15 protein-coding genes are annotated in these 17,440 nt (G+C 58.1%); 8 read left to right on the top strand and 7 right to left on the bottom strand.

Annotation, left to right across the window (positions count from 1 at the left end):
- The first annotated feature begins 78 nt into the window (after positions 1-78).
- Positions 79-897 carry a conjugal transfer protein TraX gene (locus LOS15_RS02735; RefSeq protein ID WP_263067948.1) on the top strand — a complete coding sequence of 273 codons (819 nt, stop codon included), beginning with the start codon at positions 79-81 and terminating at the stop codon, positions 895-897.
- Here LOS15_RS02735 and LOS15_RS02730 read toward each other — a convergent pair.
- The 3 genes from LOS15_RS02730 to purE all read right to left on the bottom strand — a co-directional run bounded on the left by LOS15_RS02730 (position 875) and on the right by purE (position 4,329).
- Positions 875-2,500: a diguanylate cyclase domain-containing protein gene (locus LOS15_RS02730; protein ID WP_263067947.1), complete on the bottom strand. Its 1,626-nt coding sequence runs from the start codon at positions 2,498-2,500 to the stop codon at positions 875-877. The genes LOS15_RS02735 and LOS15_RS02730 overlap by 23 nt on opposite strands.
- Before the next feature lie 158 nt (positions 2,501-2,658).
- On the bottom strand, positions 2,659-3,798 hold the full coding sequence (locus LOS15_RS02725) for a 5-(carboxyamino)imidazole ribonucleotide synthase (protein WP_263067946.1): 1,140 nt from the start codon (positions 3,796-3,798) through the stop codon (positions 2,659-2,661).
- Positions 3,799-3,810: 12 nt separating this feature from the next.
- The gene (purE, locus tag LOS15_RS02720) at positions 3,811-4,329 is read right to left on the bottom strand and encodes a 5-(carboxyamino)imidazole ribonucleotide mutase (protein ID WP_263067945.1); all 519 of its coding nucleotides are present in this window, start codon (positions 4,327-4,329) and stop codon (positions 3,811-3,813) included.
- A 219-nt stretch (positions 4,330-4,548) separates the two neighbouring features.
- Between purE and LOS15_RS02715 the strand changes: the two genes are divergently transcribed.
- The 6 genes from LOS15_RS02715 to LOS15_RS02690 all read left to right on the top strand — a co-directional run bounded on the left by LOS15_RS02715 (position 4,549) and on the right by LOS15_RS02690 (position 10,023).
- The gene (locus LOS15_RS02715) at positions 4,549-4,821 is read left to right on the top strand and encodes an XRE family transcriptional regulator (RefSeq protein WP_009097209.1); all 273 of its coding nucleotides are present in this window, start codon (positions 4,549-4,551) and stop codon (positions 4,819-4,821) included.
- 257 nt (positions 4,822-5,078) lie between these two features.
- Entirely contained in the window at positions 5,079-5,876 is a 798-nt protein-coding gene (gene dsrO, locus LOS15_RS02710) for a sulfate reduction electron transfer complex DsrMKJOP subunit DsrO (protein WP_263067944.1), read from the top strand.
- The gene (gene nrfD / locus LOS15_RS02705; RefSeq protein WP_263067943.1) at positions 5,761-6,936 is read left to right on the top strand and encodes an NrfD/PsrC family molybdoenzyme membrane anchor subunit; all 1,176 of its coding nucleotides are present in this window, start codon (positions 5,761-5,763) and stop codon (positions 6,934-6,936) included. Before dsrO ends, nrfD begins: the two co-directional genes overlap by 116 nt.
- Positions 6,929-9,133 carry a molybdopterin-dependent oxidoreductase gene (locus LOS15_RS02700; RefSeq protein ID WP_263067942.1) on the top strand — a complete coding sequence of 735 codons (2,205 nt, stop codon included), beginning with the start codon at positions 6,929-6,931 and terminating at the stop codon, positions 9,131-9,133. The genes nrfD and LOS15_RS02700 overlap by 8 nt, the downstream gene beginning before the upstream one ends.
- Positions 9,109-9,441 (top strand): hypothetical protein, encoded by a 333-nt coding sequence (locus LOS15_RS02695; protein WP_263067941.1) that lies wholly within the window; start codon positions 9,109-9,111, stop codon positions 9,439-9,441. Before LOS15_RS02700 ends, LOS15_RS02695 begins: the two co-directional genes overlap by 25 nt.
- Before the next feature lie 99 nt (positions 9,442-9,540).
- Positions 9,541-10,023: a molybdopterin dinucleotide binding domain-containing protein gene (locus LOS15_RS02690; RefSeq protein ID WP_263067940.1), complete on the top strand. Its 483-nt coding sequence runs from the start codon at positions 9,541-9,543 to the stop codon at positions 10,021-10,023.
- A gap of 19 nt (positions 10,024-10,042) precedes the next feature.
- On the opposite strand, the gene chrA is transcribed toward LOS15_RS02690, so the two are convergent.
- From chrA to LOS15_RS02670, 4 genes are all read right to left on the bottom strand, one after another.
- The gene (gene chrA, locus LOS15_RS02685; RefSeq protein ID WP_263067938.1) at positions 10,043-11,236 is read right to left on the bottom strand and encodes a chromate efflux transporter; all 1,194 of its coding nucleotides are present in this window, start codon (positions 11,234-11,236) and stop codon (positions 10,043-10,045) included.
- An 87-nt stretch (positions 11,237-11,323) separates the two neighbouring features.
- On the bottom strand, positions 11,324-13,009 hold the full coding sequence (gene ilvD, locus LOS15_RS02680; RefSeq protein WP_263067936.1) for a dihydroxy-acid dehydratase: 1,686 nt from the start codon (positions 13,007-13,009) through the stop codon (positions 11,324-11,326).
- A gap of 95 nt (positions 13,010-13,104) precedes the next feature.
- Positions 13,105-13,398 (bottom strand): helix-turn-helix domain-containing protein, encoded by a 294-nt coding sequence (locus tag LOS15_RS02675; protein WP_263067934.1) that lies wholly within the window; start codon positions 13,396-13,398, stop codon positions 13,105-13,107.
- The gene (locus tag LOS15_RS02670) at positions 13,395-13,715 is read right to left on the bottom strand and encodes a type II toxin-antitoxin system RelE/ParE family toxin (RefSeq protein WP_263067933.1); all 321 of its coding nucleotides are present in this window, start codon (positions 13,713-13,715) and stop codon (positions 13,395-13,397) included. Before LOS15_RS02670 ends, LOS15_RS02675 begins: the two co-directional genes overlap by 4 nt.
- Before the next feature lie 145 nt (positions 13,716-13,860).
- Here LOS15_RS02670 and recC point away from each other — a divergent pair, with 145 nt between their 5' ends.
- The gene (gene recC, locus LOS15_RS02665; protein ID WP_263067931.1) at positions 13,861-17,421 is read left to right on the top strand and encodes an exodeoxyribonuclease V subunit gamma; all 3,561 of its coding nucleotides are present in this window, start codon (positions 13,861-13,863) and stop codon (positions 17,419-17,421) included.
- The last annotated feature ends 19 nt before the right edge of the window (positions 17,422-17,440 follow it).

The raw sequence follows: 17,440 nt of genomic DNA, 5'->3' as shown, positions 1-17,440 counted from the left end.
ACGTCGCCGTGTTAAGCGCCGAACTTGCTTCGTAAAATCGGGTCTTTACTCCTGCGTGGCCATTTACAAGGAGGTACCATGGCTGAACAAACGGCTCTGCACTTGCCATCCCGTCCCGTTGAGACACTTCGTCCCTCGTCCCACTGGACGGCATGGGGCCAGTGGCTCGCACTTTTCACCATGACGGTCGACCACCTGACCCGCTATGTACTGCCTGGCACGTGGCAACTCGACTGGGCGGGGTCTTCTATTGGGCGTATTGCGTTTCCGCTATTTGCAGCCATGGTAGCGTGGCACGGGCTGTTTAACACGCGCAATCCACTGCGTTACGCCTGGCGAATTCTCATTATCGGCATTGCCGCACAAGTGCCCTATATGCTGATGCCCCGCGCCTCTGATGCGTTTATTCTTAATGTCTGCTTCACCCTGGCGAGCGGCTTGGCGCTGGGAGCGTTGGTACGCCAAGGCTGGCAGCACTATCAGCAGCAAACCTTAGGATTAGGCTGGCTGATGTTCGGCGCTGGGGTTGGCGTAACCGTATGGTACTTGCTGGGTTTTTGGGTGGAGTATGGGCATAACGGGCTACTGTTAATCCCACTGTTCATGTTTGCGATGCAGGCGCTGAGTGAAACCCGCGATGCATTCGTATCGCGCCTTTGGGCGGGCTTAGCCGCATTTCCGGTGCTATGGATTGCAGGACAAATGAATGCCTCCGACATGGCAAAGTCCTTCACCGTGGCGACCTGCGTGATCGTGCTCATGCTCGCCACAGGCGCTGCACAGCGAGTACCGCCGGTGGTGCTGGCCATGCCACGCCGCCTCTGGTTAGCGTGGTACCCAGGTCACTTTGCCCTTATCGCCCTGTGGTTACTACTCAGCGGCCAGCTGGCAGGCTAGATGCTTCTTCAGCCATGCGTTTATTCACTTCATCGCGCATCCAGGGCTGGTAGCGCCGCAACCGCGCCCGGCCCTCGGTCTTTGCTTGATACATCGCGATATCGGCCTCTTTTAATACCTCAGCATGGTCACACTCTGCAGCTTTAAAGCAGGTATACCCCATACTGGGCGTTACCTCGACTATACGATTCTCTAACGGATAATAGCCGGATAAACGCTGCTGTACGTTCTGCATGTAGCGCTCAGCCTGGGCTTCCAACGCGTCAGGGGCCACCTCATCAAACAGCGCCAGCAGCACAAACTCATCGCCACTTAAGCGGGCCGCCATGTCGTTCTCTTTTAAGCACTGTTCAAGTCGGCGCGCAACGTGAACGAGCAGCTCATCCCCTGCTGCGTGGCCCAAGGTATCGTTGATCAGCTTAAAGCGATCCATGTCCATAAACATCACTAATCCGGTGCGCGTTTTACTATCGTGCTCATGGCACAGCGCTTTTAAACGCTCAATAAATCGCCGGCGATTCGGCAGGTCAGTGAGCGCGTCATAGTAAGCCTGACGGTAAATAATCGCCTCGTTGTGCTTACGTTCAGTGAAATCTTCGATAATCGCCACCCCACCGACACGCTCATCATTAGCACTATTCACACCATTGAAAAAAGCACGCAGCGGCGTGCCTTCGCTCGCTTGAGGCAACCGATAGGTGCCTTCGTAGTAGCCTGAGCCATTTCCCAGGGCATCCCTGACCGCCTGCGCGACCTCACTATCCGCTGAACGCGCCAGCATCCGGTACCCAATAAGCTGAGCACGGCCAACGCCGAGGATGTCGAGAAGCTTGTTGTTACAGTCAGTGATCACTCCCTGGGCATCAAAGTGCAGCACCCCTAATGGCGAGTGGTGAAAAATAGAGCGATAGCGATTCTCGCTCTCCTGCAACTGTGCTTCACGGGCGGCCATGCTTACCCGCAGGGCGATGTTGTCGTGAATCGTGTAGCTAAAGCGGCGGCTGGCAATCAGAATCAGGGCTAAAAACAGCACAAGCATCAGGCCAATCAAAATTGACAAAGACGTGCCCATCAGCATGAACTGAATTTTCAACGGTAATAAAATGGGCAGCACAAAGCCAAGCGCCACCCACCACACTGAAGAGAGCGTGGTAACGCCGCCTGCCGCAATGCCTGCTAATACGATCGAAAGTGCCGCCACTTGGCCGGGGTGTTCTGCGCTGAACAACAGCAGCCCTGATGCCCCCCACACACAGCCTGCGGCAATCGCCCCGATAGCAAACCAGCGCAGCCAGCGGCGCCGATGCTGCTGCATAATAGGCATCTGCTTAAAACGGTACGCCAACAGAAGCCGCAGGCCTGAAATGACCGTCAGTGTCACAAACCAGCAGAGCAGCAGCGTTGCGTTCACTACGGGCCACATGGCAGCCACCAATAACCCGCCTGCTAACACGCTGCTTAACACCGGCTGCCACAGATTATCGTAGAGTAAACGCACTTTTTCACAGCGCAGACGCTGCTGGGTAATATGATGGTCGCGCAGATAACCACTGCGCAGCCCAGACGCCGTAGCCGTTGTGGCTATAAAGCTGGGGGGCGGCATACAAACTCCCTGTATAGATGTCGGCTTATCAACCAATCTTATTTGCTCATACGAATAATATTCGTACGTTTGTTTTAGCACGTTTACGAAATAAAAGTAGCCTATTGCGCTAATAAAAAAAGCCGCCCGAGGTAGGCGGCTCATAAAAAGAAGCTTCTTTACTGAGAAATATTAAAACTCCACGCAACGGGCGGGGCGTCCGGTATCAACGCCTGGCAAGCGCGCACTTTTTCAATTAATTCCGCATGATTCTCGGCTACCACGTTAACGTGGGCTAGCTTGCGCCCAGCGCGCTCGGCTTTGTCGTAGCGGTGTAGGTGTGTGTGACTAAGCGCCAGCAGCGCAGCGTTATCGCCTTCGCGGCCGATCACGTTGACCATACAGGTCGGGGCAATGGCGGCAGTGCTGCCCAACGGTAGCCCCTGCACCGCGCGTAGGTGGTTTTCAAACTGGCTGGTGACCGCGCCGTCCATGGTCCAGTGGCCTGAGTTATGCACGCGAGGCGCCATTTCGTTCGCCAGCAGGCTACCGTCACGGGTCTGGAAAAGCTCCAGCGCCAGCACACCCACGTAGTCCAGCTCATCTAACAACGCACGTATGTAACTGTCGGCAGTTTGCTGAACGCTAGCGTCTACATCCGGTAGTGGTGCAACGGAGTAGCGCAAAATACCCTCAACGTGCTGGTTTTCCGCCATGGGGTAAAACACTACCTCCCCATCGCGGCCGCGCACGGCAATCAGCGAGACTTCGCGAACGAAGTCGACAAACGCCTCGACAATCAGCTGAGCATGACCAATCGACTCCCACGCCTCTTGAGCCTGCTCCGGCGCTTTCAGCACCGCTTGGCCTTTGCCGTCGTAGCCTTCAGTGACCGATTTAGCCACCACTGGGCAACCTAGTTCAGCCGCTGCGGCTTCAAGCTGTGCCGCGCTTTCGACAACATGGTAAGCAGGGGTTGGAATACCCAAGCGGTCAAACAGCGTTTTCTCTTCCACTCGGTTTTGGCAAACGGCGATAGCACGGCTGCTTGGGTATACCGGTTTGTGCTGCTCAATCTGCTTTACTAACTCGACCGGTAGGTGCTCGAACTCGTAGGTCACCACATCGACCTTATCAAGGAATTCTGCCAAACGCTGGTTATCGGGATCGACGATCACCTCGCCAATGCCCGCACTAGGGTTGCCCGTCGTATCCAAAAACGTAAACGTGTTGCCCAACGGATAGCCCGCCAGCGCTAGCATGCGACCTAACTGACCGGCCCCTAAAATACCGATATTTTTTGCAATGCCCGTGTTCATCAATGAGAACTCCTATTGTGCTTGCGCATCTGTATCGGGCCGCGGGTCGGGGTTATCTAGAACAAGTTGGGTTTGCTCAGCTCGGAAAGCTTCCACAGCGTCACGAATAGCGGCGTCTTGCAAACCCACAATTTGTGCTGCCAGCAAGCCTGCATTGGTAGCACCCGCTTTGCCAATGGCCAGCGTGCCTACCGCAATACCGCCCGGCATTTGCGCAATAGAGAGCAGCGAGTCCAAACCTTTCAACGCTTTCGATTCAACCGGCACACCTAAGACCGGTAACACCGTTTGCGAGGCCACCATACCTGGCAAATGGGCGGCACCGCCTGCACCCGCCACAATTACTTGGAGGCCACGCTCAGCGGCACTTTTCGCGTATTCGAACAGCAGGTCTGGGGTCCGATGCGCTGACACCACACGGGTTTCATAGGCAACGCCCAACCGCTCTAACATCGCCACCGCGTGCTCCATGACCGGCCAATCAGATTTTGACCCCATGATCACGCCCACTTTAGGTGCGCTGTTCGACATGCAAAAACTCCTCGGCCAACGGCCTCGTTAAGCAAAAAAGCAGTGGAAAAAGCCGCACACAGTGCGCAGCTCACTCAGAAATAGGAAGGCGCGTAGTTTACCAGAGCCGTAGCCGTTTGCGGGCGTTTGCGTGATCGTGAAATTTTCATCAAATTAGGCATTGAAAACAGCGCGACTTGGCGGCATTGTGTGATTGTCATTTCAGACTGATGGAGTCCCATGAGTACGGCATACTCAACCGCTTACGCAGAAACGCTGGATCCTCCGCGAAGCAGCCCTGACCTCGACGTCAGGGATTTAGAAAAACGTACGCGCTTAATGCGTATTATTACTCGTCTGATTGCTATCTCAGACTTAGGAAGCCGTGATATTGCCCGCCGGGCGGGTCTTCCAGTGCAAAAGGTCAGCGACCTGCTCGCCGGAAGGCTCGAGCACCTCAACATTGACGAACTCAATGTACTGCGTCGCACCTTAGAGCTGGAGGCGCCATAGCAACATTTACTACATCAGAATCTCCCCCCTTTTCGATACAGGCTGGCCCATTGGGTCAGCCTGTTTTTATTTGTACTGCTTAATAGTGGGTCTTTTATGAAAACAATTAGTTAGCGCTTTAAGATTAAGGGGGCATTAAGAAAAGCGCGCTAACTAATTGACGAGAATCAACTTTCTCCTCCAACTAAAGGCGTAACCTTAGCGTACCCCGACCATTCGCCCCCTGCGAATGACGCTTTACCCGCTAAGGAGGCGCTATGGACGCCATACGCCGTTCGCTACTCGGCCAGCTGGCCCGCTTAAGCGCAGGCGCTGCGCTAGTCCCGCTTTCCAGCCTTGCTCAAGCTGGCATTAATCAACAGCCGACCCGCCGCGAAGGTGACCCCACTAAACGCTACGGCATGCTGATTGATCTTCGCCAGTGCATCGGCTGCCAAGCCTGCACAGTGTCGTGCCATATTGAGAACGCTGCTCCGCTTGGACAATTTCGCACCACGGTCTCCCAGTACGAAGTGCAGCACCAGGAGAGTGGTGAACTCGCCACGTTTATGCTGCCGAGGCTGTGCAATCACTGCGAAAACCCGCCCTGCGTGCCCGTTTGCCCCGTTGAAGCCACCTATCAACAGCAAGATGGCATCGTCGTGGTGGACAGTGACCGCTGCGTGGGCTGCGCTTATTGTGTTAACGCCTGCCCTTACGATGCCCGCTTTATTAACGAGCGCACCCAAACCGCCGACAAGTGCACGTTCTGTGCGCATCGTTTAGAGGCGGGACTACTGCCCGCCTGTGTCGAAAGCTGTGTTGGAGGGGCGCGGATTATTGGTGATATGCGCAATCCGGACAGCCAAATCAGCCGCATGATTCAGGAGCACCGTGATGCACTGATGGTGCTTCAGCCAGAAAAAAACACACTTCCCCAAGTGTTCTACCTCGGGATGGATGAACGATTCACCACACGCCCCGTGGCTGAACCCGTGGGCAGTGCAGTACTTTTTCATGATCGCCGTCTCCTACGCGAGTCTCTGGCTGGCAGCCCCCGCGTTAATCTTCGGTAAAAAAGCGTGGCTGCCCACCGCACGTCTCGCACTCATCGCTTGCGTCAGCACCACGCTGGTGGCGCCCGTTGCACTATTAGCAGATCTACACCAACCGCTGCGCTTTTGGCACTTTTATGCTTACGCCAACACCCACTCCTGGATGTCGATTGGTAGCGTGGTGCTGCCGCTCTATCTCGTCAGCGTACTGGGCCTTGCCTGGCTGGCTTGGCGCCCAGCACTGCAGGCCCAGCGCAATACGCCAGGGCTGAGCGGATTGGTAGCTAAATGGCTAAGTCTGGGCGATAGCGCCACTCCCAGAGCGCTAGTAGCCATTGTGGGGTTAGCCGCGCTCCTGCTTTCCAGCGGCATTATGCTTTATACCGGTGCGGAGCTTGCCATTGTGAAAGCACGCCCGCTATGGAACACCGTATGGCTTCCACCCATGCTGGTCGCCACAGGCTTCATCGCAGCAGCCGGGCTGGTGCTGGTACTCAACCGGGTAAGCGGGCTGCGTTCACACGCCACCGCTCGGCAAATGCTGTATGTCCTACTCGCCTTCTGTGGCGTGGCGGGCTTAATCGCGGCGAGCTGGTTCTTGGATGGCGTTAACGCACATGTTGGCTCGGTAGCCGCAGCGCTGAAGTCTGTTCGTCATAGCCCTTCCTGGCGTAGCACAGCGCTGTGGGGCGGCATTACTGGCATAGCGCTCTTTATAGCAGTGGCGTGGTTACTCTCGCGCCCTGCCCAACGCCAACCCGCACTGCTTGCCTGGGCTTGGCTACTCGGTCTGGTAGCCATTCATATGGGCTGGATGTTCCGCTGGGTGGTGCTGATGGATGTTCAACACGTCGCCCGTAACAGCGCAGGCTTTCACCACTATGGCATTCCCGCTGGCTCTTCCGGCATGTTAGGCATCGTCGGTACGTTTGGGCTTTGGCTCGCCGCTATCTTACTGATTGAACTGCTTATCCCATGGCGTCAAGCACAGCAAGGTGGCGTTAACCCGCCCTCCTCTTTCGATACCCATGCACCCAGTGACTCGCTTAACGCCAAACAAGGAGCGCCTAACCATGGCTAAGTCTGCTCAAGACCCCTCACGCCGCCGGTTTCTAAAAGGCGCTGCTGCCGCAGGCGGCGCCGCCACCTTTGCAGTAGGCTACGCTGACCCGCTGGCCAAAATGGCCAAAGGAATCAGTGGCAGCGCAGGGGAAAAACCCAAGCACAACATTCACGGCAACTCGCTCACGCCGGAGTACCGCGTTGACTTAGCCACTGGCGAGCTAACCCTCACCCCCGACCAACGCACCGCCTTTACCATTTGCTACGGCTGCACCACCCAGTGCGGCGTGCGTGTGCGAGTCGATGACACCCAAGGCGAAGTGCTGCGCATATCTGGCAACCCTTACCATCCGCTCTCGGCAGATGATCATTTACCCATGCGCACCCCAGTGGTCGATGCGCTTCGCAGCGTCAGCGCCTACGGCGAACAGGGGCAGGTCAACCGCTCTACCGCCTGTGCCCGGGGCAACGCCATGATGAGCCAAATTACCAACCCATTCCGTATCGACCACTGCCTTAAACGGGTAGGTGAACGTGGCAATCGCGAGTGGCAGAAAATTTCTTTCGAGCAACTGATTGAGGAAGTCTGCGAAGGCGGTGACTTATTTGGTGAAGGCCATGTGGATGGGCTGCGCGCTATTCACGACCACGACACACCTATCGACCCTGCCAATCCAGAGTACGGTCCCAAGGCGAACCAGTTGATGGTGATGGAAGCCACCGACTACGGACGTTCAGACCTGCTTAAACGCTTCACCCTCAACGCCTTTGCCACGCGCAACTACGGCCACCATGGTGCTTACTGCGGCTTGGCCTTCCGCATGGGCTCCGGGGCAGTCATGAACAACATCGTCACCAATGCCCACGTAAAGCCCGATATTCAGAACGCACAGTTCATCATGTATATTGGCTGCGCGCCCAGCCAAGCAGGCAACCCGTTCAAGCGGCAGGGCCGCTTGATTGCTCAGGCACGCGCCGCAGAAACGCTTGAATACGTGGTCGTCGACCCTGCGCTAAATGCCGCCACTTCCCACGCAGCGGATAATAACCGCTGGGTGCCCATTCGCCCCGGCACCGATAGCGCCTTTGCCATGGCGATGATTCAGTGGCTACTCGATAACCAAGGCTACGCCAGCGACTTCCTCGCCCTGCCGGGCCAGACCGCTGCGGATGCTGCAGGCGAGACCACCCACTCCAACGCGACGCACTTGGTCATTGATACGTTTGAACATCCGCGCCGTGGCTACTTTTTGCGCGCCAGCGATTTGGGTCTTGCTGAGGCCGGTAGCGATGCGGATATTCCTGTCGTTGTTTCAGACGGAGAACTCGCCCTAAGCGAAGATGTCATGGCCGCCGAGCTATTTGCCGAGCGCGCGGTAGAGCTGGCCGATGGCAGCACCGTCACCGTTAAAACCAGCCTAACGTTGCTGCGTGAATCGGCCCATGAATACGACATGGACACCTACGCGGAACACTGTGGTATTCCCAAAGCAACGATTATCGATTTAGCCAAAAAGTACGCCAGCCACGGGCGTAAGGCAGCCGTTAATTGCCACGGCGGCATGATGTCGGGCAACGGCTTCTACGCTGCCTTTGGCGTTCAAATGCTCAACCTATTGGCAGCCAACTACAACATGAAAGGTGGCAGCGCGGTGGGCGGTGGCACTTACAGCGGTACGGGAGCAGGTCCGCGCTACGATTTAGCCAGCTTCCCCGGAAAGCGTGGGCCTCAAGGCGTGTTTCTCTCGCGCTCACGTTTTCCTTATGAAAAATCGTCGGAGTATCAACGCAAGGTAGCGGCTGGCGAAAACCCTTACCCAGCCAAAGCTCCTTGGCGCTCGCTCGCACCGCCAACACTCACCGAACATTTACCTTCCGCGCTGGATGGCTACCCTTACCCCATTAAGGCGGTGATTGGCTGCATGGCTAACCCGATTTATGGCCAAGCGGGCTTAAAAGGCGTGGTTGTTGATAAGTTGAAAGATCCCAAGCGCTTGGGGCTGTTTGTCGCGGTTGATGGCTTTATCAACGAGACCAACCGCTACGCCGATTACATCGTACCGGACTCAGTGATGTACGAAGTATGGGGCTTTGCAGGCTCCTGGAAAGGCACGCTGGGCAAGCTCACTACGCCTGCTGGCCCGTCGTGGAACCGCGCCAACAGAAAACCGCCGAAGGTGAACCAGTTTCCATGGACAGCTTCTTTATCGCCGTAGCTAAACGGCTGGGGCTGCCGGGCTTCGGTGATAACGCAATCCCCGATGCTGAAGGCAACCTGCACCCGCTCAACCGCGCCGAAGATTACTATCTCAGGGCAGCCGCCAACATCGCGTTCCAAGATGAACCGCTGCCAGAAGCGAACGAAACTGACGTTGCCCATAGTGGCATTGCACCACTGCTGCCTAAGCTTGAGCGCACGCTGAAAGCCGACGAGCGCAATCGTGTGGCCTACCTGTACGCACGAGGTGGGCGTTTTGAAGATGCCAGTGAACACTTCGTAGGCCAGCATTTAAAACGCCAGTGAAAAGAAACCCTGTGTGTCTATAACGAAGCGGTAGGCACCAGTATTGATACCACCAATGGGTTACCAAACCGTGGAGTACCGTGTCACTCGCTGCCTCAAATGGCGAATAAGCAGCCCATGCGTGAGGTGTTCTCAGAGCAAGAGTGGCCGCTGTTGGCGTTCTCATTCAAGTCTAACCTGATGAACTCCTACGCCATTGGTAACGAGCGGCTGCGGATGATCAAGCCCTATAACCCCGTGCAAATGCACCGCCAAGACGCCGAGCGCTTTGGTATTCAGCATGGCGACACCATTCGCATTGAAAGCCCCGGCGGCAGCGTGGTGGGGCTAGCCCTGGTAAGCGAAAGCGTTGTGCCCGGCGCCCTGGGTATTGAACACGGCTACGGGCATAAAGATTTAGGCGCCACGCCGCACATCATTGACGGGCAATCCCAGCCCGATATGCCCTGGATGCGCGCAGGCATCAACATCAACGACCTGGGCTTCAAAGACCCCACGCGCAACGTGGATGGCACTTGGCTAGAACCGATTAGCGGCGCCAGCGTGCGCCAAGGCTTGCCGGTTAAAGTGAGCCGCGTGTAAGCCGGTTGGGGTAGTGGCGCTAAATCGTGATCACTACCCCGCCCAATGCGACGACGATCACAACGACCCAGGCAGGCAGCTTCCAGATGGTTAACAGTAAGAATCCAGTGAGTGCTAGCGCAAACTCGTAAGGCCCTACAATGGCGCTAGTCCACACGGGGTTGAACAGCGCTGCCGCTAAAATACCCACTACCGCCGCATTGGCACCGCGCATGAGTGCTTGAGCGCTGCCCCACCGGCGAAAATGGTTCCAAAACGGCAGCACGCCGACCAACAGCAAAAAGCCCGGTACAAAAATCGCCAGCAGCGCCAACAGTGCGCCAATCACGCTGGGCAACCCCGGCAGCAACGCCCCCAGGTAGGTAGCAAAGGTGAACAGTGGCCCCGGCACTGCCTGCGCAGCCCCATAGCCAGCCAAGAACTCATCCGCAGTCACCCAGCCTGACTGAACCACTTCGGCTTCCAGCAGCGGCAAGACGACATGTCCACCGCCAAACACCAGCGCGCCCGAACGGTAGAAGGCATCCGACACGGCGAGCCACATAGCGCCACCGGCCAGTAGCGGCAATAGCACCAGCAGCGCAACAAAAAGCCCTAGGGAAATCATGCCTACTTTACGGGACACCGCAAAATGTAACGAGTCCGCCAGCTCCCCTTGAGCGCTTTCACGGCAAAGCAGCAGCCCCACCAAACCACCCAGCACAATCGCACTCACCTGTCCCAACGGCCCGCTCACGATAACCACCGCAAACACCGCCGCAAGCGCAATACCTGCACGGGTTTTATCTGGGCAAAGGTTTCGCGCCATGCCCCACACCGCATGGGCCACAATGGCCACAGCAACAATCTTCAAGCCATGAATAATGCCACTGGCAATCGGACCCTCCAGCACTGCCGCGCCCATGGCAAACAGCGCCAATACCAGGGCAGAAGGCAGCGTGAATGCCAGCCACGCCATGGCCGCCCCCCAAGGGCCTGCGCGCATTAAGCCCAACGCAAAGCCTACTTGGCTACTCGCTGGCCCCGGCAAAAACTGGCACAACGCGACTAAATCCGCGTAGGCCTGCTCGCTGAGCCACTTTCGGCGCTCTACAAACGCCGTGCGAAAGTAGCCAAGGTGCGCCACCGGCCCGCCAAAGGAGGTTAGCCCCAGTGCTAAAAACGCCCAAAACACTTCACTGGCTCGCCCTTGAGTCTGACTCTCTACCGACATCTGTGCCCCCGTTTACCCATAAAAAAACGCAAAACGTTAAATATACGCTTTGCGTTTGACAATTTCATGACAGAACAGCCGAGAGGGCTACTCCTGATCGGTCACTGCACCCGTGCTAGCAGAGCTGACCAACTTGGCGTACTTCGCCAGTACACCGCGCGTATAGCGAGGTGCTGGCTGCTGCCAAGCCGCGCGGCGGCGCATCATCTCCTCGTCACTGATATGCACATCAATGGTGTCCGCTTCGGCATCGATGGTGATGGCATCGCCATCTTCTACCAGCGCCAGCGGGCCACCATCAAACGCTTCCGGTGAGACGTGCCCGACTACAAAACCGTGGCTGCCGCCGGAGAAGCGGCCATCGGTAATCAGCGCCACATCGTTACCCAAGCCACGCCCCATAATCGCGGAAGTAGGCGTGAGCATTTCGCGCATACCAGGGCCGCCTTTCGGGCCTTCATAGCGAATCACTACCACATCACCCGCCACCACGGTGCCATCGTTGATGCGTGCCTGGGCCTCTTCTTCCGAGCCAAACACCCGCGCCGAGCCGCTAAAGCGCGTGCCCTCTTTACCGGTGATTTTCGCCACGGCCCCTTCCGGCGCTAAGTTACCGAACAGAATACGCAGGTGGCTTTCAGCTTTAATCGGGTTACCCAGCGGCGCGATGATCTGCTGATCCATGGGATACGGTTCAACGTCAGCGAGGTTTTCTGCCAGCGTTTTACCGGTCACGGTTAAGCAGTTGCCGTTGAGCAGCCCAGCGTCCAGCAGGATTTTCATCAGCGGCTGAATACCGCCAATCGCCACCAGCTCGCTCATCATGTAGTGGCCGCTGGGGCGCAGGTCGGCCAGCACCGGCACGCGCTTACCAATCTCGGTGAAATCGGCAAGCGTCAGCTCAACTCCGATGGTGCGCGCCATGCCTATCAAGTGCAGTACGGCGTTGGTGGAACCACCCAGCGCAATCACCACCGTAATCGCGTTCTCGAACGCCTCGCGGGTCATGATATCGGAAGGTTTGATGTCTTGAGCCAGCAGCGCCAGCACGGCTTCACCAGCAGCTTTGCAGTCGTCGCGTTTCTCTTGGGAAATCGCGTTCTGTGCCGAGCTACCCGGCAGGCTCATCCCCAGCGCCTCAATGGCCGAGGCCATGGTGTTGGCGGTGTACATGCCCCCGCAGGAGCCAGGGCCAGGAATCGCGGTCTCTTCGATGTTTTTCAGCTCGATCAGATCGATGTCGCCACGGGAATGGGCGCCCATCGCTTCAAACACCGAGACAATATCGGTGTGCCCTTTGCCGGGCATAATGGTGCCGCCGTAAACGAACACGCTGGGGCGGTCGAGCCGCGCTAAGCCCATCACGCATCCCGGCATGTTTTTATCGCAGCCGCCAATCGCGACCAAGCCATCGAACCCTTCGCAGCCCGCCACGGTTTCAATCGAATCCGCGATCACTTCCCGCGAGACCAGCGAGTACTTCATACCTTCGGTGCCGTTGGCAATGCCGTCGGAAATAGTGATGGTATTAAAAATCACCCCTTTGCCGCCTGCGGCATCGGCCCCATCCCGGGCAAACTCCGCCAGCTCACCGATATGGCTGTTACACGGCGTCACCATGCTCCAGGTAGAGGCAACGCCCACCTGGGGCTTTTGAAAATCGTCATCGTTGAAGCCCACGGCGCGCAGCATGGCGCGGCTAGCCGCTTTACCGGGGCCATCTACAACGGTGGCAGAATGGCGGCGGGTATTATGATTGGTCGGCTCGGTCATCACGGACTCCTCTAGATTGCATAACAAAGGGCACAGCTTGGCGGCGGTGGGTCAATGACGCAAGAAGAGTTCCACTATTGAGGCGCTCTGGCTGCTTAATGGGCTGGCTGTTTCTGCTGCTCGACATGTACCGTTAGCTCGAAGCCACAAGCATGTGCATAGCGCTGTAATGTTTTCCAGCCGGGGTTACTGCTTCCCCGCTCCAAGCGGCTAATATTACTTTTTTGTGTATCCAAGCGTTTGGCCAGCTCTTCTTGGGTCAACCCAGCACGCTGTCGCATAGAAATGAGCGTGGAGGCAAGCTCAAACTCCGTTGCCAAACGCTCATACTCTTCCTTTACTTCAGGATTCTGAAGCGCCTGCTCTTTTAGTGCCTTTAAGTTCATCATGACTGCACCTCGCGCTGTCTTGTCCGCGCTAACGTTAACGCCTGACGCGGCGTTTTTTGGCTTTTTTTGACGAATGCATGAAGAATGACAATGTGTTTCCCATGCACGTAACAGAACAAAGAACGGCCAATTCCCTCTTGTGCCTTTGCTCGAATTTCAAACAAGCCGTCCCCAATAGACTCCGTGTGAGGTGGCCCTAGGTGAGCGCCATGAGCCTCTACCATCTCCAGCAAACGGAGCATTCTGGCCTGTATTTTAGGCGGCATACTTAAAATTTCTTTTTCCACCCCTGGGTAAAACTCAACCTGCCAATCCATTGCCCAACCCCACTAAAGTTATCTTTTATGATAACTCAGAGTGTATAAAAGTTCCTACTTCATATACACGCGAGTACCCCCAACTTATGGCACCATAGCCTCACCGCACCCCGTGACGCTGATTGCCGTGAAGGAACGCCGCCGTATGCCTGCTAATGCCTTGTTCTCCCCTACTCCGCTCCCTCCTGGCTTTATGGTGGTGCATGCTAACCGCTTGGAAGATTTACGCGGGTTGGCGGTGGAGTGGATGCGCCGCCAGCCGTTGGGGCCGCTGGAGAACGAAACCATTCTGGTGCAGAGCAACGGTATTGGGCAGTGGCTGAAGCTGGCGTTGGCGGAAGATCCTAAAAACGGCGGAGCGGGCATTGCGGCAGCGCTGGACGTGATGCTGCCCGCGCGGTATTTATGGCAGGCCTACCGCAAGGTGCTCACCCACGTTTCCCAAGACGCCGATGCCGTGCCGGAAACCTCACCCTTCGATAAATCGCGTTTGGTATGGCGGCTGCTGCGCCTGCTGCCTACCCTGGCCGGGCAGCCGGTGTTTGAGCCACTGGCGCAGTTTTTAGACATCGACCGCGACCAGCGCAAGCATTACCAGCTGGCCGAGCGGCTGGCGGATCTGTTTGACCAGTACCAGGTCTACCGCGCCGACTGGCTAGACGCTTGGGCCAACGGCCACGATGTGCTGATTACCGCAAAAGGCGAGCACCGCCCGTTGGAAGAGCACCAGCGCTGGCAGCCTGCGCTGTGGCGCATCCTGCGTGACGATGTGGCTGCCACCCAAGGCGATGCTGGGCTAAACAGCAGCCGCGCCCAGGTACACCAGCGCTTCTTGAAAGCCACCGAACAGCTAGAGGGGCAAGCCTGCCCGCCGGGGCTGCCCCGTCGGCTGATTATTTTCGGTATTTCATCGCTGCCGCAACAAACCCTGGAAGCACTGGCGGCGCTCTCCCGCTGCTGCCAAATCGTGCTGTGCGTTCACAACCCCTGCCAGTTCTACTGGGCGGATATCATCGAGCACAAAGACCTGCTGCGCGCCCAGCGCTACCGCCAGCGGCGCAAAACCGGCATGCCCGAAGCGCTGGATGTACTGGGCACCGGCGATGCCGACGACGCCCTGCACCTGCATGCCCAACCGCTGCTGGCCGCTTGGGGCAAGCAGGGTCGCGACTACCTGCGCCTGCTCGATGAGCACGACGACTCTGGCAACTACCAAACCCTGTTTGAGCAGCAGGCGCTGCGCATCGATATGTTCGAGCCGTTTAGTGGCGATGAGCGCCACTGCTTGCTCAGCCAGCTGCAAGACGATATCCGCGAGCTGCGCCCGGTAGCAGAAACCCACGACCACTGGCCCGCACTGCCCGCAGACGATGACTCCATCGTATTTCATATCGCCCACGGTCCCCAGCGGGAAGTAGAGATTCTCCACGACCAGCTGCTGGCCGCCTTCAGCGCCGACCCAGAGCTGCGCCCGCGAGATATCATCGTTATGGTGCCGGATATCGACCGCTACGCGCCGCACATTGAAGCGGTATTTGGCCAGCTGCCCACCGACGACCCGCGGCACATTCCCTACACGCTCTCGGACCAAGCCAGCCGCCACCGCCTGCCGCTGATGATTGCCCTGGAAAAGCTGCTGCGCCTGCCGGAGCTGCGCCTATCGGTGAGCGACCTGCTCGACCTGCTAGAGGTACCCGCCCTGCGTCAGCGCTTTGGACTAGAAGAGCGCGACCTGCCGGTACTAGAGCGCTGGATGGAAGGCGCAGGCATCCGCTGGGGGCTCAACGCCAAGCAGCGTCAAAAGCTGGAGCTACCCGGCGGGCTGAGCCAAAACACCTGGGCCTTCGGCCTGCGCCGCCTGCTGCTGGGTTACACCGTGGGCGACGGCCACGCGTGGCAAGGCATCGAGCCGTTTGATGATATCGGCGGGCTGGAAGCGGGCCTGGCGGGGCCGCTGGCCACGCTGCTAGAAAAGCTCGAAGCCACCTGGGAGACCTTCTGCCAACCCACCGATGCGGCCACCTGGGTCGCGCGGCTGCGGGCGCTGCTGGAAACCTTCTTTCTTACCGACGATGCCCAAGAGAGCATCATGCTCACCAAGCTGGAAAGCGGCTTGCAGCAGATGCTAGAAAGTAGCCAAGAGGCCGAACTCAACGACCCGCTGCCGCTTTCCATGGTGCGCGAGCACTGGCTGGCACAGGTTGATGAACACAGCCTTTCCCAGCGATTCCTGGCCGGGGCGGTCAACTTCGCCACGCTGATGCCCATGCGCGCCATTCCCTTTAAGCGGGTGTGCCTGCTGGGCATGAACGACGGCGAGTACCCCCGCTCCCAGCCGCCGCTGGATTTCGACCTAATGGGCAGCGACTACCGCCCCGGCGACCGCTCCCGCCGGGAAGACGACCGCTACCTGTTTTTGGAAGCGCTGCTCTCTGCCCGCGACCAGCTCTACGTGAGCTGGGTTGGCCGCAGCCAAATCGACAACACGCCGCTTGCGCCTTCGGTGCTGGTGGGCCAACTGCGCGACCACTTAGAAGCCGGCTGGCAAACGGAAAACGGCGCGGCGCTGCTGGAAAGCCTCACCACCGAGCACCCGCTGCAGCCATTCAGTCGCGCCTACTTCACCCCCTCCACAAGCCGACTGTTCACCTATGCCCACGAATGGCGCGAAGTACACGCCCCGCGCACGCCCACCGCCGCGAGCCGCACGCTGCCGCCACCGGAAAACGCACCCACCACGCTTTCCCTTGGGCAACTGGGCGGCTTTCTGCGCGAGCCGGTGCGCAGCTTCTTCAATACCCGCCTGGGCGTCTATTTCGAGCAGGAGGCGATTGCAGAATTAGACGCCGAGCCCTTCGCCCTGGATGGCCTGCAAAACTGGCAGCTACAAGACCAACTGATTGCCGCCCAGCGCCACGCGGTGGATAACGGCCAGCCGCGTATGGAAGCACTGCACGACGCTTTAGAGCGCTTTCAGGGCCAGGGCGTGCTGGCCATGGGCGCATTCGGCGAGCGCATGCGCAATGCCCTCGCCGAACCCATGGAAGCCCTGTTTAACGACTACGAAGAAGCGCTAGCCGCGTGGCCCATCGCCCTTAACGAGCCCGAAGCGATTTACCTGGAGGGCCTTGAGGGCAGCGTATTGGAAGATTGGCTGAGCGAACTACGCCAGGATGAGGCGGGCCACCGCTGCCGCCTACTGCTGCTCAGCAGCAGTTTGATCAAGAACAGCAAGTACCAGTGGCACCTGCTGCTGCGACCCTGGGTAGCGCACTTGGCAGGCAATTTGAGCGGCCCGATGACCACACAGCTGCTCTCCAAAGCGGGGCATGTCACTTTTGAATCCGTGGCCGCCGACACCGCCCGCCAGCACCTGGAAACCCAGCTAGCCGCCTGGAAAACCGGGTTAGCAACCCCACTGCCGCTGGCTCCCCACGCCGCGTTTGCCTGGTTAACCAAACAAGGCACGCCGGAAGTGGCCCAAGAGAAAGGCCGCGAAAGCGACGCCTTTGCTGCCGCCGAAGCCGCCTACGAAGGCGGCTACAAAGTGACTGGGGAAGTAGCGCAAAGCGCCTATCTAGGCCACCAATGGCCCCGCTTCGAGCGGCTATTTTTCGAGCAGGCCAACGGGCACACCTTTGCCACGCTGGCTGAAGCGCTGTACGCACCGCTGTTCAAAGCAGTGAAAAGTAAGCGTGAAAAATAAAGGCTGGCCCGTCAGCCCC

Source organism: Halomonas sp. 7T (assembly GCF_025643255.1).
Classification (GTDB): domain Bacteria; phylum Pseudomonadota; class Gammaproteobacteria; order Pseudomonadales; family Halomonadaceae; genus Vreelandella.
This window is presented reverse-complemented; position numbering and strand designations above follow the sequence as displayed.

Bases quoted from the DNA above. Each gene is read 5' to 3' on its own strand.
- LOS15_RS02690 (WP_263067940.1), top strand. From the start codon at position 9,541: ATGGCGAATAAGCAGCCCATGCGTGAGGTGTTCTCAGAGCAAGAGTGG.
- LOS15_RS02730 (WP_263067947.1), bottom strand. From the start codon at position 2,500: ATGCCGCCCCCCAGCTTTATAGCCACAACGGCTACGGCGTCTGGGCTG.
- purE (WP_263067945.1), bottom strand. From the start codon at position 4,329: ATGTCGAACAGCGCACCTAAAGTGGGCGTGATCATGGGGTCAAAATCT.
- LOS15_RS02735 (WP_263067948.1), top strand. From the start codon at position 79: ATGGCTGAACAAACGGCTCTGCACTTGCCATCCCGTCCCGTTGAGACA.
- LOS15_RS02670 (WP_263067933.1), bottom strand. From the start codon at position 13,715: ATGGATTGGCAGGTTGAGTTTTACCCAGGGGTGGAAAAAGAAATTTTA.
- nrfD (WP_263067943.1), top strand. From the start codon at position 5,761: ATGAACGATTCACCACACGCCCCGTGGCTGAACCCGTGGGCAGTGCAG.
- ilvD (WP_263067936.1), bottom strand. From the start codon at position 13,009: ATGACCGAGCCGACCAATCATAATACCCGCCGCCATTCTGCCACCGTT.
- LOS15_RS02695 (WP_263067941.1), top strand. From the start codon at position 9,109: ATGGACAGCTTCTTTATCGCCGTAGCTAAACGGCTGGGGCTGCCGGGC.
- recC (WP_263067931.1), top strand. From the start codon at position 13,861: ATGCCTGCTAATGCCTTGTTCTCCCCTACTCCGCTCCCTCCTGGCTTT.
- LOS15_RS02725 (WP_263067946.1), bottom strand. From the start codon at position 3,798: ATGAACACGGGCATTGCAAAAAATATCGGTATTTTAGGGGCCGGTCAG.
- dsrO (WP_263067944.1), top strand. From the start codon at position 5,079: ATGGACGCCATACGCCGTTCGCTACTCGGCCAGCTGGCCCGCTTAAGC.
- LOS15_RS02675 (WP_263067934.1), bottom strand. From the start codon at position 13,398: ATGATGAACTTAAAGGCACTAAAAGAGCAGGCGCTTCAGAATCCTGAA.
- LOS15_RS02715 (WP_009097209.1), top strand. From the start codon at position 4,549: ATGAGTACGGCATACTCAACCGCTTACGCAGAAACGCTGGATCCTCCG.
- chrA (WP_263067938.1), bottom strand. From the start codon at position 11,236: ATGTCGGTAGAGAGTCAGACTCAAGGGCGAGCCAGTGAAGTGTTTTGG.
- LOS15_RS02700 (WP_263067942.1), top strand. From the start codon at position 6,929: ATGGCTAAGTCTGCTCAAGACCCCTCACGCCGCCGGTTTCTAAAAGGC.